At 64.4% G+C, this 17822-nt stretch carries 14 protein-coding genes; 7 read left to right on the plus strand and 7 right to left on the minus strand.

Annotated elements, in window-relative coordinates:
* Both F4827_RS27745 and F4827_RS36035 read right to left on the minus strand, forming a co-directional pair.
* Positions 1-336: hemagglutinin repeat-containing protein (locus F4827_RS27745; protein ID WP_183729404.1), on the minus strand; the 336-nt coding region annotated here is incomplete at its 3' end.
* A complete protein-coding gene (locus F4827_RS36035) occupies positions 306-449 on the minus strand; it encodes an ESPR domain-containing protein (RefSeq protein WP_409258868.1) in 144 nt (47 codons plus the stop codon). The genes F4827_RS36035 and F4827_RS27745, both read right to left, overlap by 31 nt.
* 391 nt (positions 450-840) lie before the next feature.
* Between F4827_RS36035 and F4827_RS27755 the strand changes: the two genes are divergently transcribed.
* From F4827_RS27755 to F4827_RS27775, 5 genes are all read left to right on the plus strand, one after another.
* Positions 841-1632, plus strand: coding sequence for a DUF3348 domain-containing protein (locus tag F4827_RS27755; RefSeq protein WP_183729408.1), 792 nt, complete (start codon positions 841-843; stop codon positions 1630-1632).
* A 10-nt stretch (positions 1633-1642) separates the two neighbouring features.
* Positions 1643-4651: a DUF802 domain-containing protein gene (locus F4827_RS27760; protein ID WP_183729410.1), complete on the plus strand. Its 3009-nt coding sequence runs from the start codon at positions 1643-1645 to the stop codon at positions 4649-4651.
* A complete protein-coding gene (locus F4827_RS27765; RefSeq protein ID WP_183729412.1) occupies positions 4648-5325 on the plus strand; it encodes an OmpA family protein in 678 nt (225 codons plus the stop codon). Before F4827_RS27760 ends, F4827_RS27765 begins: the two co-directional genes overlap by 4 nt.
* Positions 5318-5986, plus strand: a complete 669-nt coding sequence (locus F4827_RS27770) for a DUF2894 domain-containing protein (protein ID WP_183729414.1) — start codon at positions 5318-5320, stop codon at positions 5984-5986. The genes F4827_RS27765 and F4827_RS27770 overlap by 8 nt, the downstream gene beginning before the upstream one ends.
* Before the next feature lie 131 nt (positions 5987-6117).
* A complete protein-coding gene (locus F4827_RS27775; RefSeq protein WP_183729417.1) occupies positions 6118-7218 on the plus strand; it encodes a linear amide C-N hydrolase in 1101 nt (366 codons plus the stop codon).
* On the opposite strand, the gene F4827_RS27780 is transcribed toward F4827_RS27775, so the two are convergent.
* From F4827_RS27780 to F4827_RS27800, 5 genes are all read right to left on the minus strand, one after another.
* Positions 7196-8203 (minus strand): AraC family transcriptional regulator, encoded by a 1008-nt coding sequence (locus tag F4827_RS27780; RefSeq protein WP_183729420.1) that lies wholly within the window; start codon positions 8201-8203, stop codon positions 7196-7198. The genes F4827_RS27775 and F4827_RS27780 overlap by 23 nt on opposite strands.
* Positions 8204-8279: 76 nt before the next feature.
* On the minus strand, positions 8280-9353 hold the full coding sequence (locus F4827_RS27785; RefSeq protein ID WP_183729423.1) for a porin: 1074 nt from the start codon (positions 9351-9353) through the stop codon (positions 8280-8282).
* 100 nt (positions 9354-9453) lie between these two features.
* Positions 9454-9801, minus strand: a complete 348-nt coding sequence (locus F4827_RS27790) for a c-type cytochrome (RefSeq protein ID WP_183729753.1) — start codon at positions 9799-9801, stop codon at positions 9454-9456.
* A 38-nt stretch (positions 9802-9839) separates the two neighbouring features.
* Complete coding sequence (locus F4827_RS27795; protein WP_183729426.1) at positions 9840-12017, minus strand: xanthine dehydrogenase family protein molybdopterin-binding subunit; 2178 nt, start codon at positions 12015-12017, stop codon at positions 9840-9842.
* Positions 11998-12441, minus strand: coding sequence for a (2Fe-2S)-binding protein (locus F4827_RS27800; RefSeq protein ID WP_183729429.1), 444 nt, complete (start codon positions 12439-12441; stop codon positions 11998-12000). The genes F4827_RS27795 and F4827_RS27800 overlap by 20 nt, the downstream gene beginning before the upstream one ends.
* Before the next feature lie 436 nt (positions 12442-12877).
* Between F4827_RS27800 and acnB the strand changes: the two genes are divergently transcribed.
* Positions 12878-15463, plus strand: a complete 2586-nt coding sequence (gene acnB, locus F4827_RS27805) for a bifunctional aconitate hydratase 2/2-methylisocitrate dehydratase (protein ID WP_183729432.1) — start codon at positions 12878-12880, stop codon at positions 15461-15463.
* Positions 15464-15957: 494 nt separating this feature from the next.
* Positions 15958-17817 carry a bifunctional diguanylate cyclase/phosphodiesterase gene (locus tag F4827_RS27810; protein ID WP_221303843.1) on the plus strand — a complete coding sequence of 620 codons (1860 nt, stop codon included), beginning with the start codon at positions 15958-15960 and terminating at the stop codon, positions 17815-17817.
* Positions 17818-17822: the final 5 nt, after the last annotated feature.

Consider the following 17822-nt stretch of genomic DNA (forward strand, 5'->3'; position numbering starts at 1 on the left):
TGCCGCGCCGATGTTGACGTTGCCCGCTGCGGCAAGCGTCGCGGTCCCCATGTCGAGACTGATTGCGCTACCCGTGACGTTGATGTCCTTGCCCGATGCCACGGTCAGCGAATTGCCTGCATTGAGCGTGGTTGCAGTCAGCGTATCGTCCGAGCGGTGCGACGATTCCGAATAGCTCCCGTGTCCGTCGCTGCCCGAACTGTTGCTGTCGACCGTCGACGTTGACCTGGCGGCTTGCAGGTTCACATTGCCGTTTGCTGCCAGTGTGCCGCCGCCCGCCAGATTGATGTTTGCGCCTGTTGCCGTCAGGTCGCCGCCGACGCCAATGGCCGACACGCCGCCGACCTTGCCCGTGTTTCCCCCGTCTTGCCTGCTGCTGTTGCCGTTTCTTCGACGGCGACCAGCATATTGCGCGCGCGATTAAAGACCAGCCTGTAACTGCGATTCATCACGCCACCCAGGAGATTTTTATTTTTCGGATTTTTCCCGTGTAGGAAAATGAAATGTGTCAAGGAAGGTCAATCCTTATTCTCATTAAGAATCGTCTTAGGAATCCCATCCGATACGCATCAAATCGTCGCTTTTAGCCAACGGAAGATAAGAAGTAACTACATTGCGAAGCGCCGACTGGTCCGCAACAATCGACGGAAAACACCAGACCTCGGGTTTTCCCGATCCGCCAATCAGGAGCCTCACAATGCTCAATGCCGACAAGGCATTCGCATCGCTCCCGGCCCTGGCGCCCGCCACGCCCTTTTTTTAAATCTCCCCTTCCGCCCACAAAACCCCGATGCAGGCCGCCGCGCCGTGTAAACTGCTGCCTTTTTTATCTCTTGTGGTATGGTCCATCCCCCGCAGCGGACGGCCCTGACCGGTCCGGCCCTCGTTCGACTGCTTGCGCGCATCGCTGAAACCGACGCGCAGGCTTCGCAGCAGCCGCTTGCCGACCGCCTGAGCCAATGGCTCGGCTGGACGGACGCGATCGCGCTCTCGACGGTGCTAAGCGCCCCTGCGCCCGCCGTAGGCGGCCTGGCGGGCAACCCCGTGCGCGCTGACGGCGACGACGAGGCGCAGCGCTGCTTGAGTCTGCGCTCGGCGCTGTCCAGAGCCATCGTCACCGACGGCGTGCTCGCGCCGCCGCGCCACAACGCCAGTCATGCGCGCCACGCCCGGACGCAGCCGGTGCCGGACCTGCCGGAAATGCCTGCCGATTACACGCTGTTCCGCCAGAGCTATCTCGCGCTGCAGCAGAAGATGGAAGCCGATATCGGCGACCTGCGTACGCTTTTGCGCAACCGGCTCGCGGCCCAGTCGTCGGCGATGGCGAAGCTGGCTGCGCTCGACGCGGTGATGGAGCGCTCGCTTGCCGCGCGCGAACGCACGTTGCTGGGCACGGTGCCCGGCCTGCTGGGCAAGTATTTCGAGCGTCTGCGCAAAGCCGCGCAGGCGGCCGAAGCCGTTGCGCAAGCCCAGCAAGACGGCGCGGCACAAGCGCAAACAGACAGCAAAGACAGTACAAGCGGTGCGTGGCTCACCACGTTCCGAAAAGATATGCAGAGCCTGTTGCTCGCCGAACTCGATGTTCGGTTCCAACCGGTCGAAGGGCTGCTCGCCGCCCTTCGCACCCGCTAACGCAGACACTATGTCCAGACTTCGCATCGATCTCGTTGTTTTCATCGCCGGCCTGCTCGCGGTTTGCTGGATCGGCGCCGCCTATGTCGGCTCCAATCCGCTCGCGCTGGCCGTCACGCTGCTGATCGGCGCCTGTTATCTAGCCGGCGCGCTCGAATTGCGTCGCTACCGGCAGGCCACCGGCAGCCTCGCGCAGGCAGTGGATGCGCTGGCCGCCCCGTCGGCCGCCGCGCCCGCCACGCTTCAGGCCTGGCTCGATCGCCTGCATCCGTCGCTGCGCAGCGCCGTGCGCGCGCGCGTCGAAGGCGAGCGCGCGGCGCTGCCCGGTCCGGCGCTCACGCCCTACCTGGTCGGCATGCTGGTGCTGCTGGGCATGCTCGGTACCCTGCTCGGCATGGTGACCACGCTGCGCGGCACCGGCATTGCGCTCGACGGCGCGAGCGATCTCGACGGCATCCGCACCGCGCTCGCCGGTCCGATCCGCGGTCTGGGCTTCGCCTTCGGCACCTCGATCGCGGGCGTGGCCAGTTCGGCGATGCTGGGTCTGCTGTCGGCGCTGTGCCGCCGCGAACGCATCGAAGCCGCCCAGCGCCTCGACGCGCAGGTCGCCACCACGCTGCGCCCGTTCTCGCACGCGCATCAGCGCGAGGCGAGCTTCGCGCTGATGCAGCGTCAGGCCGAAGCGCTGCCGCTGCTGGCCGAGCGTCTGCAGTCGATGATGACGGCCATCGAGCGCCAGAGCGCGTCGATGGGCGAGCGGCAGATCGCCAGCCAGCAAGCCTTCCTCGGCAACGCCGAAGCGACTTATGCGCGCCTCGCCGCCACGGTGGGCGAATCGCTCAAGGCCAGCGCCGCTGAAAGCGCACGCGCGGCCGGCGCGGCCTTCGCGCCGGTCGTCGAAGCGACGATGGCAGGTCTCGCGCGCGAAAGCGCAGCCCTGCACGGGACGCTGACCCAGGCGGTGGAGCGTCAGCTCGCCGGGCTCACCTCGGGCTTCGAAGCCAATGCCACGCGCGTGGCCGGAATCTGGAACGCCGCGCTCGACGAGCAGCGCCGCGCGGGCGAAGCGCTCGCCGACGATCTTCAGGGCGCGCTTGAGCGCTTCAGCGCCACCTTCGAAACGCGTTCGGCCCATCTGGTGCGCGACGTCGATGCGCGCCTCGCGGCTTCGGCGGCGGGCGTTGCGCAGGCGTGGCAGGACGCGCTCGCGCGTCAGGAACAGGCCGGCGAAAAGCTCGCTGGCGATAACCAGCAGGCACTGGCCGCCGCCACCGCGAGCTTCGAGCAGCATGCGGCCGCACTCGTGCGCACCGTGGGCGAGGCGCAAGCCGATCTGCAAACGCAACTCGCGGCGCGCGACGAGACGCGCCTCGCGATCTGGCGCGACTCGCTCGACGCCATCAGCACCTCGCTGCGCGACGAATGGCACGCAGCGGGCGCCCAGGCCGCCGACCAGCAGCAGACGATCTGCACGACGCTCGCGAAGACCGCGGACGAGATCGTCGCGCGCACCGAGGCGCACGCGAACAGCACGCTCGCCGAGATCGCCCGCGCCACGGAAACGGCGGCCGCCGCGTGGCAGGCCGCGAGCACGCAGGCCGCGCAGCGTCAGCAGGACGTTTGCGAGACGCTCGCGAGCACCGCCGGCACGATCGCCGCGCAGGCCGAGGCACATACCAACAGCACCATCGCCGAAATCACGCGCGTCGCCGAGGCTTCGTCGACGGCCTGGCAAGCGGCCAGCACGCAAGCGGCTGAGCGCCAGCAAGCGATCTGCGACGCACTCGCGCAAACCGCCACGGCGATTTCGATGCAAACCGAAGCGCACGCCAGCGGCACCATCGCCGAAATCGCGCGCGCCGCTGAAGCCAACGCAATGGCCTGGCAAGCCGCCAGCACGCAAGCGGCTGAGCGCCAGCAAGCGATCTGCGACGCGCTCGCGCAAACCGCCACGGCGATTTCGATGCAAACCGAAGCGCACGCCAGCGACACCATCGCCGAAATCGCACGCGCCGCCGAAGCGAACGCAATCGCCTGGCAAGCCGCCAGCACGCAGGCAGCGGAGCGTCAGCAGGCCGTCACCGAAGCGCTGGCGCAAACGGCCAACACCATTTCGACGCAAACGGCGGCCCACGCCAGGGGCACGATTGAAGAAATCGCGCGTGCGGCCGAAGCGAACGCCAACGCCTGGCAAGCCGCCAGCACCCAGGCCGCAGAACGTCAGCAAGCCATTTGCGACGCACTCGCGCAAACCGCCAACGCCATTTCCGCGCAAACGCAAGCCCACGCGAAGGGCACGATCGAAGAGATCGCCCGCGCCGCAGAAACCAACGCCAACGCCTGGCAAGCCGCCAGCACGCAGGCCGCCGAGCGCCAGCAGGCCATCTGCGCAGCACTCACGCAAACCGCCAGCGCCATCGCGGCGCAAACCGAAACGCACGCCAACGGCACCATCGCCGAAATCGCGCGCCTCGTTGAAGCGGCATCGGAAGCGCCACGCGTGGCCGCCGAAGTCGTTGGCGAGCTGCGCCAGAAACTCCACGAAAGCATGGTGCAGGACACCGCCATGCTGGAAGAACGCGGGCGCCTGCTCGCCACCGTCACCACGCTGCTCGACGCCGTGAATCACGCCAGCACCGAGCAACGCGCGGCCATCGGCGCGCTCGTCGATACGTCGGCGGGCCTGCTCGAACGCGTGGGCGCGCGCTTCGACCAGCAGGTCCAAGCCGGTGCGCAGACACTCGAAGGCGTCGCGGCCCAGGTTACGGGCAGCGCCGTCGAAATGTCGAGTCTGGGCGATGCCTTCGGCGTGGCCGTTCAGCATTTCGGCGCGTCCAACGACAAGCTGATGGCGCAGCTCGAACGCATCGAAGCCGCGCTCGACAAGTCGCTTGCGCGCAGCGACGACCAGCTCGCCTACTACGTCGCCCAGGCGCGCGAAGTGGTCGATCTGAGCCTGCTGTCGCAAAAGCAGATCGTCGATAGCCTGCAACGTCTGGCCGGAAGCGAAGCCGCATGAACGACGAAATCGACGGCGGCGTGGAGCCCACCGCGCCAGTCTGGGCGGCGTTCGGCGACCTGATGGCGGCGCTGCTGGGCGCGTTCGTGCTGATCCTCGTCGGCGTGATCGGCATGCAGATGGAAGCGTCCTCGCGCCTCGCGCACGAGGTCAAGGCGCGCCAGCTCGAAGCGCAGCGGCGCCAGACGCTGGAGCAGGCGCTGGCCGGTCCGCTCGCGGCGGGTCGCGTGACGCTCGTGAACGGCCGCATCGGCATCAGCGGCAGCGTGCTGTTCGCGCTGAACTCCGACCAGTTGCAGCCCGCAGGGCGCGACCTGCTCAAGAGCCTGGCAGGCCCGCTTACGGCCTATCTGCGCGATCGCGACGAAATCCTCATGGTGAGCGGTTTCGCCGACGACCAGCAGGTCCACGCAGGCAATCGCCGCTTCGCCGACAACTGGGAGCTGTCCGCCGAGCGGGCGCTGACCGTCACGCGCGCGTTCATCGATGCGGGCGTGCCTGCGGCGTCCGTGTTTGCGGCGGCTTTCGGGTCGGAGCAACCGGTGAGTTCGAACGCCGATGAAGCCGGGCGCGCGAAGAATCGCCGGGTGGAAATCGCGCCCGTGCCGCGCTCGTCGAGCATGAGCAACGCCGCTGCGAAGCATCAAGACGCCACACAGAACGCTCATGAATGACCGCGTGCAAAACGTTGTGCAGGCATCGAATCTGCCTGGCGCCGATCATGCGAGCGACGTGAGTGAGGCGCGCGTAACGCTCGACGCCTGGCGCGCGCAAGGCGCGGATCGCCTCGACCCGGTGGGCTTCGCGACGCTCGACGCACTGGAAAAGCGTGCCCAGGCGCTAACGGGCGCGGCGCGCAACGTGCTCGATGCACGTATCGAAACACGTCTCGCGGCCTATGCCCAGCGGGTCGAAGCACGCAGCGATGCACACGGCGAAGCGCGCAGCAATGCCTCGCTGACCGCTCAAGACACGTCAGCAAACAACGCTTTCGCTGCGTTGATCGATGCAATGTCGCGCGAAGCACGCGACGGCGCACCCAGCGCATTGCTGGATTATTTCCGCGAGGTCTGGCAGAAGGTCAGCGCCGACCAGCAAGTGCAGCAATCGCTCGACCAGGTGCCCAAAAACGCCGGGCCGCTCAATTCGAGCAGCCTCGTGCATCGCGCGCTCTTTCTCATGCGCGATCTTTCCCCGGGCTATCTGCGCCAGTTCCTCGCCTACGCCGATGGCCTCGCCTGGCTCGAAGACCTCAACGCGGCCATCGCACCGCCTGCCGCTCAAGCCGCGCATTCCAGCGCCGCCAAAAAGCCTCGCCGCACACACGCACGCTAAGGCTGCGCGGGCACTGCCGCGTCGTCGTTCGCGCCTTCCGTGGCATGATCGCAGCGTCCTGCTGCATCCCTCTCGCCATCGGTTCGATCGCCTGTCCGGACCGGCTTCGAACGCTTTACGGAGCGCGCAACATGTCACGATCCCTGTCCCGCCTCGCCAGCGTCTGTGCGGGCGTCCTCGCCTGCGCCGCGCTGTTCACGACCTCCCTGGCACTGTCCTGCACGCGCACGCTCTATGTGGGCGATAGCGGTCTCGTCATCACGGGACGCACCATGGACTGGTCCGAGGACATGCGTTCGAATCTCTGGGTCTTTCCCGCCGGGATAGAGCGCGACGGCAACGCCGGGCCGAAGTCTCCGCGCTGGCGCGCGAAATACGGCAGCGTGGTGGTGTCGGGTTATGACATCGGCAGCGTGGACGGCATGAACGAGCGCGGCCTCGTTGCCAATGCGCTGTATCTCTCCGAAACCGATTACGGCAAGCCCGACCCGAAACGCGCGCCCATGGCGATCAGCCTGTGGGCGCAGTACGCGCTCGACAATTACGCGAACGTTGACGAAGCCGTGCAGGCGCTGGGCAAGGAGCCGTTCCAGATCATTGCGCCGCCGCTGCCAAACGGCAAGCCCGTCACGATCCACCTCTCGCTGTCCGATGCGAGCGGCGACTCCGCGATCCTCGAATATCTCGACGGCAAGCTCGTGATCCATCACAGCAAGGCTTACCGCATCATGACGAATTCGCCGATCTACAGCGAACAGCTCGCGCTCGATACGTACTGGAAAGGCATCGGCGGCCTGAGCTTCCTGCCGGGCACCAATCGCGCCGCCGACCGTTTCGTGCGCGCGTCCTTCCTGCTCGATGCGATTCCGAAGAGTCCCGATCCCAACTACATGGCCGGCGTGCCGCAACAGAACGGCGCGTATCAGCAGGTTGCGAGCGTGATGAGCCTGATGCGCTCAGTGAGCGTGCCGCTGGGCATCCGCACGCCCGAAACGCCCAATCTTTCCTCGACGATCTGGCGCACCGTGGCTGATCAGACCGACCTCGTCTACTATTTCGATTCGGCCACACGGCCCGATACCTTCTGGGTGTCGATGCGCAAGCTCGATCTCAAACCGGGCGCGCCGGTGCTGAAACTTACGATCGAATCGGGGCAGATGTTCTCGGGCGAAACCGCCGATAAATTCGTGCCGACACCCTCGTTCAAGTTCATGCCTGCGCCCGCGCCGTAAGTTCGCCACGCCCGGCGCTTGCGGGCTTCGGCGCCTCGTACGGATCCTTCACGCTGCGCGCGTATTGCTTGGGCGCCATGCCCGACCAGCGCCGGAATGCGCGGATGAACGCCTTCTCCGATGCATAGCCCACGCTCGTGGCAATTTCGATCAAACGCCGCCGCGAGTCGCGCAGCGCGCCGCTCGCCACATACATGCGATAGGCGGTGAGATGGCCGATGGGCGTTTCCTCGACCAGTTCGACGAAGCGCGCGCTAAAACGCGAACGCGACATGCCCGCAGTGGCCGCGAGCGATTCGACGGTCCATTCGCGTTCCGGATAACGATGCAACTGCGCAATCGCGCGGCCAATCTGCGGATCCATGAGACCGCGCAGCCAGCCCGTATGACTGATCGCCGAAGATAGATGCGCGCGCAACAATTGCACGAACAGCACATCGGCGAGGCGCGCCGCCGCCACGGCCCAGCCGGGCTGGCACGCCATCGATTCGCGGATGAATGCCATCAGCGTATCCGCCAGCCGGGGGCCGACCGCCGGATCGCTGGCGCGTACGTGAATCAGCGGCGGCAGCACGGAAAAAAGCGGATTACGCGCGGCCTCGCGATAAAAAATGATGCCCGTGTACAACTCGCTCGCTGGGCCGCTGCCTGCCGCACCCACGCTCAGTCGCAACGGCGTGTCGAAGCGCGCACTGATGCCCGCGCGCGCGACGAGATCGTCGAAAGGCAGAGGCTCCACACCCGGCGCAGAACTCAATACGTGTGCGTGACCATGCGGCAGCAGCACGAAATCGCCCACCTCGACCCGCAATGGCTCCATCCCGTCCACCGCGATATAAAACGGCCCGCCGAAGCCGGTTCTGAACGCCGCGCCCTCCACGGCCGGTTTGGCGATCGCCCACGGTGCGTTGAGCGAAAAGTGCCCCGTCACCACGGCGTCCGCGCGCAGGTCAGCCAGCGCGGCGCTCAGGAGGTCCATCGCCATTTCGTCGTCTCCTTCTTGTTGTGTGGGGCGCGGCTTGCGGTTGTAGCGCAGTTTCAGCGCAGTTTGCGTGCGGCTATCAAAAGCGCTGCTGGATGCCCATCATCGCACCGAGCTGGCTGGCGCCCGTTGCGACCGTGCCCGCCGCCGCCACCGCATTCGCCGCCTGCGCGCTATTCATCATGTATCCCAGCGAAGCATAAAGCGTGGTGCGCTTCGAGATGAAATAATTCGCGCGCGCGATAAGCAGGGTCGAATTCGAATGCTCACGCAGGATGTAGCGCACGGTCTGCGCGTCGAGCGAGAAAGTGGGCACCACGTACCAGGTTGCGCCGAGAAAGAAAATATCGGACTGCGCATGTGCCGCCGCCGAGGTATTGCGACGGATCCAGCCGCCGCCCAGCTTCGCCGGACCATACTTCACATACGCATCGACAATGGTGCGCTTATCCACGTTCGCACTGCTCACGAGCGGAGCCGATGCGCCGGGGCCGCCGTACATCACGTCGTAGGATGCCGCAGCGCCGCCCCACGCACTGTCGTAGGCCAGCATCATGGTGTACTGGCGGCAGGCCACGGCGTCGCCCGGCAACTGGCCCGCGCAATTGGTCGCCGAGGGACCGGCCGGTCCCGCCGCATCGCGCCCGAAGCTATACGTGCCGCCCAGCGTGACGCCGTGGAATTTGCCGATATAGCCCACGGCATTGTCGCTGCGCGCGTTGGGCAGATAACTGTCGAAACTCGCCATCGAATGGATCGACGGGCCGATCACGTCCGCGTTGAAGAGCGCATACATCGACATATTCATCTGCCGGCCCAGGGTGAGCGTACCGAATGCGCTGCTCACGCCCACGTTGGCCTGCCGCCCGAACAGGCGGCCGCCATAATTGAGCGTCCCGTTGCCGGGCGCGAAGCCGCTTTCCAGCACGAAGAAGGTTTTGTAACCGCCGCCCAGATCCTCCTCGCCCTTCAGACCGAAACGCGAGGGCACTTCGCCCGTCAACGTCGGCATGCCCACGAACGATCCGCCCTTGGCGGCATTGTTGTAGTACTCGATGCCCGTATCGACGATACCGTAGAGCGTCACGCTGCTTTGTCCCCAGGCCAGCGCCGATGCCACCGCCAGCGTTGCCGCCACGAGAGTTTTTTTCATTGCCATCTCCGAACCATTATTCAGTCGTGCTGATTTATTGGAATGCGTGCAGGTCCTGATTCAAGATCTGGCACGGTACTGCGGGAGCGACTCAGTCGGCTCAATCGGTCTTGCTGCCCGCCAGAACCCACTGCACAACGGTTTGCGCGTCGCTCTGGCTGATCGCGTTGGCGGGCATCGGCACCGCGCCCCAGACGCCGGAACTGCCGTTCTGGATATGCGCAACCAGCGTCGTCACGGCGTTCGGCTTGCCGTTGTATCGCACAGCCACATCACGATACGCGGGGCCAACAAGTTTTTTATCGATTGCATGGCAGCCAAAGCACGCGTGCTGCGTGGCGATCTGACGGGCGCGCGCGGCGTCCACCGCGGGCTCGGCGAACACGCTGGCGCTAGCCGCAACGCCAGTCGACACGGCGAGAGAGATCAGCAGATGACGAAGTTGGATCACGTTGGATTCCTGTTTTTGTGGGGAAATAAAGCGCTTCAAGCGAGTTCCTGTTCGAGCGGCATCGTGCGCAGCCGCGTGCCTGTCGCCTCGAAAAGCGCGGCGGCCACGGCTGGCGCGACCGGCGGCAGCGCCACCTCGCCGCAACCTTGCGGCGTTCGCTCGCTCTCGACGATCTCGACTTCGATCTTCGGCATCTGCGCGAGAGACAGCAGCGGATAGTCGGAGAAATTCTGTTGTTCGACCGCGCCGTCCTTGAAGGTGATTTCGCTCTTGAACGTATTGGTGAGCGCGAAGCCAATGCCGCCTTCCACCATTTCGCGGATCAGCATCGGATTGACGGCGCGCCCGCAATCGATGCCGCAAACGATGCGTTCGAGCTTCGCGCGCCCATCCACCATGCGTAATTCGACAACGGTGGCGACGTAAGTCGTAAACGCGCCGCCGCGTCCCGTGTACAGGCAATACGCGAGGCCCCGATGCACGCCCGCCGCCGGCTTGCGCGACCAGCCCGCGCGCGCCGCCGTGCGTTCGAGCACGCGCACCGCAAGCGGATCGCCGCGCAGCAGCGTGCGCCGATATTCAAGCGCATCGATGCGCGCGGCGTGCGCCATTTCGTTCACGAAGCTTTCGAGAAAGAACACGCTGGACGTGCTGCCCACGCTGCGCATGAAGCTCACGGGAATGTGCTGATCGACGCTCACGGAATCGACCAGAAGGTTCGGCACCGCATAACCCAGATCGTAGAGACCGTCGAGCATGGTCTCGTCCCAGCCGCCCGCTTTTTCGAAGTAATCGCGCTTGATCGACCAGTAGAGCGACTGCCCCACCACGCGCAGATGCATCGCGGTGGGATAACCGTTGGCGCCCAGCACCGCACGCATGCGCGCCGATGCGGCCGGGCGATAGAAGCCGTGGCGAATATCGTCCTCGCGCGAACGGATCACCTTGACCGGACGCCCCACGGCCTTCGACGCCACCGCTGCATGGATCACGAAATCGGGCACATATTTGCGCCCGAAACTGCCGCCCAGAAACGTGGTGTTCACCATCACTTTTTCGGGCGGCAGTTTGAAGATGCCGCCGAGCGTCCAGCGCACCTTGTCCTGCCCCTGGATCGGCCCCCACACTTCGAGCTCGTGCTCGCGCACATGCACGGTGGCGTTCACCGGCTCCATCGTCGCGTGAACGATATAGGGCGTGTGGTAATCGGCTTCGACCACTTTCGCTGCGATGTCGAACTGCGCGGGCGCGTCGCCGATGCGCGTGGCCACCGCCGCCTGCCGCGCCATCAGCGCGGCCTTGTTCTGCGCGCGGATGGTCGCGCTGTCGGCAGGCGGCGCGGCGTCCTGCCATTGCACATCGAGCGTGTCGGCGGCCTTTTTCGCCTGCCAGTACGTATCAGCGACGACGATCACGGCGTCCTTCGCCATCACCACGTCGACCACGCCCGCGAGCGCGCGCACCGCATTGCGATTGCGCACCGCCACCGGCTTGCCGTTGAGCGTGGGCGCCATCTTCACGAAGCCCGCGAGCATGCCTGGCACCTTCACGTCGATGCCGAACACGGCGCTGCCGTTGACCTTGGCCGGCACGTCGAGCTTGTGCAAAGGCTGGCCGATCAGCGCACGCGCCGATTCGGCCTTCAAACGCGGCTGCGGATCGAGCGGCAAGTTCGCCGCATCGGCGAGCAATTCGCCGTAGCTGAACGAGCGGCCCGTCTGTAGATGAACCACCCGCCCGCTTTTCGTCGCGCATTGCGTGGGCCGCACGCCAAGCCGTCGCGCGCCCGCTTCGAGAAAGACCTGGCGCGCCTGCGCGCCGGCCACGCGCAAACGCGCATGAAACATCGTCACCGACATCGAGGCGCCCACGAACTGCTGCGGATGCTCATTGGCCGCGCTGATGCGATAGGCGTCGCGGCCCGTGACGAATTCCACGCTCACGCGCCGCCAGTCGGCGTCCATCTCGTCGGCGAGAATCTGCGGCAGGCCCGTGTAGACGCCCTGCCCAACTTCGGCCTGCGAGAGACCGATGATGGTGCGGCCATCCGGATCGACCCGCACCCAGTCGTTGATCTCGCGATACGCCGAGCCGTCCGGCGCGGCTTCCACATACGTGCTCAACGACAGCGGCAGAACGAAACTGCCCGCCAGCGCGAGACCCGCCTTCAGAAAATCGCGACGCCCTGCGCGTTCAGTGGTCTGCGGCAGCATGAACGGCCTCGCGGATACGGTGATAGGTCGCGCAGCGGCACAGGTTCGTCACGCCCTGATCGATCTGCGCATCGGTGGGATGGGGGTGCTGCTTGAGCAGCGCGGCCACGGCCATCACCATGCCCGACTGGCAATAGCCGCATTGCGGCACGTCTTTCGCGATCCACGCCTGCTGCACCGGATGCGCGGTGTTGGGCGACAGGCCTTCGATCGTCGTGATGTTGCGTCCCGCGACCGCCGACACTGGCAGCACGCACGAACGCGTGGCTTCGCCTTCCAGATGCACGGTGCAGGCGCCGCACGCGCCAATGCCGCAGCCGTACTTCGTGCCGCCGAGTCCCGCCGTCTCGCGGATCACCCACAGCAGCGGCGTGTCCGGATCGCCATCGAAATCGAATGGCTGGCCGTTTAGTGTGAATTGCATGCGCTGTCTCCTCTCGAATCGCCTCGCCGCGTGGTGCCAGCACCGTCGGCTATGGGATGCATTCTTGGCCTGGACAAAAAGCCCGGCAATGGCGCGAAGACCCAAAAAAGTTGCCGATCGTCTCTTTCGACTTTTTGACTTTCGAAACGATATGAACGGCGGAAATTTCGGTTAAATAATTGTATTTATTGAGTATTTTAAGATCTTCACTTCTCCGATCCGCGGGGCCAATCGTTCAGATACGATTTTTCGTTCCATGAGCGGAACATTTGAGGGATGGAGAATGCTGCCCCGTCTTGCTGGGGTGCACCCGCGGCGCTCAACTCTTATATAAGACATAAGACATTTGACGCTGGAGACGCTTGTCAATTAGAATCGTGGCTGCAGTAGTCCATGGAAAGCCTTCCCCTGAAACGCAATACCAGCAGGTCCCCCCATGCTTGAAAATTACCGTGCTCATGTAGCCCAGCGCGCCGCGCTTGGCATTCCCCCCCTGCCGCTGTCGGCCCAACAGACCGCCGAGCTGGTTGAACTGCTGACGAACCCGCCCGCTGGCGAAGAGCAGACCCTCGTCGACCTGATCACCCACCGCGTGCCGGCTGGCGTGGACGAAGCCGCTCGCGTGAAGGCTGGCTTCCTGGCCGCTGTGGCCAAGGGCGAAACCGCCTGCGCGCTGATCTCGCGCGCTCGCGCCACCGAACTCCTCGGCACGATGCTGGGCGGCTACAACATCGCCCCGCTGATCGAACTGCTGGCTGACGCCGAAGTCGGCACGGTCGCCGCAGAATCGCTCAAGAAAACCCTGCTGATGTTCGATCAGTTCCATGACGTCAAGGAACTGGCCGACAAGGGCAACGCGAATGCAAAGGCCGTGCTGCAAAGCTGGGCCGACGCCGAATGGTTCACGAGCCGTCCGGAAGTCCCGCAAAGCCTGACCATCACGGTCTTCAAGGTCACGGGCGAAACCAACACCGACGACCTCTCGCCGGCACCGGACGCCACCACCCGCCCGGACATCCCGCTGCACGCGCTCGCGATGCTCAAGAACGCACGTCCTGGCATCACGCCCGAAGAAGACGGCAAGCGCGGCCCGGTCAAGTTCATCGAATCGCTGAAGGAAAAGGGCCACCTGGTCGCCTACGTGGGCGACGTGGTCGGCACGGGCTCCTCGCGCAAGTCGGCAACGAACTCGGTGCTGTGGTTCACGGGCGAAGACATCCCCTTCATCCCGAACAAGCGCTTTGGCGGCGTGTGCCTTGGCGGCAAGATCGCTCCGATCTTCTACAACACGATGGAAGACGCCGGCGCGCTGCCGATCGAACTCGACGTGTCGCAAATGAACATGGGCGACGTGGTCGAACTGCGCCCGTACGAAGGTAAGGCACTCAAGAACGGCGAAGTCATCTCGACCTTCCAGGTCAAGTCCGACGTGCTGTTCGACGAAGTGCGCGCCGGTGGCCGTATTCCCCTCATCATCGGCCGCGGCCTGACCGCCAAGGCGCGTGAAGCGCTGGGCCTGGCTCCGTCGACGCTGTTCCGCCTGCCGCAGAACCCGGTCGACAGCGGCAAGGGTTTCTCGCTGGCGCAGAAGATGGTTGGCCGTGCATGCGGTCTGCCGGAAGGCCAGGGCGTGCGCCCGGGCACGTACTGCGAGCCGAAGATGACCTCGGTTGGCTCGCAGGACACCACCGGCCCGATGACGCGCGACGAACTGAAGGACCTGGCGTGCCTGGGCTTCTCGTCGGACCTCGTCATGCAATCGTTCTGCCACACGGCAGCGTATCCGAAGCCGGTTGACGTCAAGACGCACCAGACGCTGCCGAACTTCATCAGCACGCGCGGCGGTATCGCGCTGCGTCCGGGCGACGGCGTGATCCATTCGTGGCTCAACCGCATGCTGCTGCCCGACACCGTCGGCACCGGCGGCGACTCGCACACGCGTTTCCCGATCGGCATCAGCTTCCCGGCAGGTTCGGGTCTGGTCGCCTTCGCGGCCGCCACCGGCACGATGCCGCTGGACATGCCGGAATCGGTGCTGGTGCGCTTCAAGGGCAAGATGCAGCCGGGCGTCACGCTGCGCGACCTCGTCAACGCCATCCCGCTGTGGGCCATCAAGCAAGGCACGCTCACCGTCGCCAAGCAAGGCAAGAAGAACATCTTCTCGGGCCGCATTCTGGAAATCGAAGGCCTGCCCGATCTGAAGGTCGAGCAAGCGTTCGAACTGTCGGATGCATCGGCAGAGCGTTCGGCAGCCGGTTGCACGGTGCACCTGAACAAGGAACCGATCATCGAATACCTCAACAGCAACATCACGCTGCTGAAGTGGATGATCGCGCAAGGCTATCAAGACCCGCGCAGCCTGCAGCGCCGTATCAAGGCGATGGAAGCGTGGCTGGCCGACCCGCAACTGCTGCAACCGGATGCAGACGCGGAATACGCTGCCGTCATCGAAATCGATCTGGCCGAGATCCACGAGCCGATCGTGGCCTGCCCGAACGATCCGGACGACGTGAAGACGCTGTCGGACGTGGCTGGCGCCAAGATCGACGAAGTGTTCATCGGTTCGTGCATGACCAACATCGGTCACTTCCGTGCGGCCTCGAAGCTGCTCGAAGGCAAGCGCGACATTCCGGTCAAGCTGTGGGTCGCGCCGCCGACCAAGATGGACCAGAAGCAGTTGACCGAAGAAGGCCACTACGGCGTGTTCGGCACGGCGGGCGCGCGTACCGAAATGCCGGGCTGCTCGCTGTGCATGGGTAACCAGGCACAGGTGCGCGAAGGCGCGACCGTGATGTCCACGTCCACGCGTAACTTCCCGAACCGTCTGGGCAAGAACACCAACGTGTACCTTGGCTCGGCGGAACTGGCGGCGATCTGCTCGCGCCTCGGCCGCATCCCGACCAAGGAAGAGTACATGGCCGACATGGGCGTACTCAACGCCAACGGCGACAAGATCTATCAGTACATGAACTTCGACAAGATCGAAGATTTCAAGGAAGTGGCTGATACGGTGCAGGTGTAAGTCGCACGCATCGATGTGAAAAGCGCCGCAGAGGGTTATGCCCTCTGCGGCGCTTTTTTTATGCGTTCAAGGGGATGCACGATCGCGTCTGGCGCGCGCCAATGCGTCGTCGCCTTGCGGCAGCGTTATTTTCCCGCGCGATATCCATGCGCATAGCGCGACGCGATGATCTCGAAGTCGGCACGGGCGAGCCCGCCGGTCCAGAAGAAAGAAACGGCCGAAAAGCTCGAGTAATCCAGCCTTCCGCCGCGCAAGCGGTCATCCTTACATCCACCCAACGGGCCCGCGAATCTGACCAATACTAACCATCTGGATCACTTCGACTCCAGAAAAAGCGCAACGCGTCGTTAACGAGAAATGACTCGAGGAATGACCCGAGCCATGCCCTCTCATACGCGCAGCAATGCGCGGTTGCGCGCAAGATAATGCTCGACCTTTTGATTCAATATTGGGGCGCCATACAAAGTCGTTCGGCAGCGAGCGACAGCGCCGCCTTGAAGCTCGCGCAACTGCGCATCATGATCTATCAGCTGCCCATGATGTATGGACTCCTGATCGTCAACACATGGGGCATCGTGCTGCCGCATGAGGTCAATTTCCCCTATTGGCAAGGCGTCACCTGCCCCCTGCTGCTCACCGCTTTTTGCCTGATTCGCATTTTTTCCTGGCTGCGGCTGGCACGCACGCAGGTGAGCGCACATCAGGCTGCCTCGGTGCTGCGCAGCACGCGCAGGCTAGCGTGGCTGTTCTCGATCGTCTTCACGACCTGGTCGTTATCGCTGATGCCGCACGGCGACGAGGCATTCAAGCTTCATGTCGCGTTCTACATGGCCATCACGGTCATCGGCGTGATCTTCTGCCTGATGCATGTGCTTTCGGCCGCCTTCACCGTGACGGCCATCGTCAATGGCGCGCTCGTCACGACGTTTCTGGTCTCGGGCAACGATGTGTTTCAGGCGGTGGCGATCGACACCTCGCTCGTGTCGGTGGCGATGCTGATCGTTTCGTTCACGCATTTCCGCAATTTCGCCGATCTGGTCGCGACGCAAAGCGAAAACCGCCGGCTGGCCAATATCGACAGCCTCACCAACCTGCCCAACCGCCGCGCGTTTTTCGACGCGCTCGACCTGCATTTCGAAAACGCCGCGGCGCGCGGCCACCGGCTTGCGGTGGGTCTGGTCGATCTCGATGGTTTCAAATCGGTCAACGATATTCACGGCCATTCTGCCGGCGATCAGGTGTTGGCGGAAGCGTCGGCGCGTCTTGCGGCGGCATGCATGAGCGCAACGGTGCTGGCGCGACTGGGCGGCGACGAGTTCGGCCTGGTGGTGACGGGAGACTGCTCGGATAGCCGCCTTGCGCTGTTTGGACGCGATATTGCCGATGTATTCCGCGATCCCGTGATCATCGGCGACAGTTCGGTGCGGCTGGGCGCGACCATCGGCTTTTCGACTTATCCGCACAGTTCGCGCAACAAGGCCGATCTATTCGAAGCCGCCGATTACGCGCTGTACGAGGGCAAACGGCGCGCTCGCGGTTCGGTCACCGTTTTTTCGCAAGCGCATCGCAACGCGATCATCCGCGAATCGCAGATCGCCCAGGCGTTGCGCTCGCCTGATCTGGATAACGAACTATCGGTTGCGTTCCAGCCCATCGTTTCGCTGGACGAATCGCGCACGGTCGGCTTCGAAGCCCTGGCGCGCTGGCATAGCGCAACGCTGGGCACCGTCGCGCCAGGCGAGTTCATTCCCGCCGCCGAACGCAGCGGCATCATCAACGATATGACGCTCGTGCTGTTCAGCAAGGCATTGGCGTGCGCCACGCAATGGCCTGCGCGCATCGGCCTGTCCTTCAATCTCTCCGCGCACGATTTCGCCGATGAGCGCGTCGTGGAAGGTCTTGCGCAGCGCATTCTGGAAAGCGGCATCGACCCGGCGCGGCTGGATTTCGAAATTACCGAAACCGCAATGGCGCAGGATTTCGAGCAGGTGCGCAATGCCGCCGAGGAATTCCGCAGCCTGGGTTGCGGTCTGTCCGTCGACGATTTCGGCACCGGCTATTCGAGTCTCTCGTATCTTTGCAAGCTGCCGCTGAGCCGCCTGAAAATCGATCGCACCTTCGTTAGCGGCCTCAAGGAAGGCACCACGGCATTCACCGTCGTGCGCACCTTGCTTAGTCTCAGCCGGCAGATGATGCTGGAATGCGTCATAGAAGGCGTTGAAACGGCGACGGAGTTGCAGACGGTCGCCAGTCTCGGTGCCACGCTGGTGCAGGGCTACTATTGCTCCCGTCCAATGGACGCTGGCGCGATTGCCTCGTATCTGGCGAGTGAGCGCCCTGCAGTGAGGGCCTGACACAG

Origin of the sequence: Paraburkholderia bannensis (assembly GCF_014200455.1) — a bacterium.
Lineage (GTDB): Bacteria > Pseudomonadota > Gammaproteobacteria > Burkholderiales > Burkholderiaceae > Paraburkholderia > Paraburkholderia bannensis_A.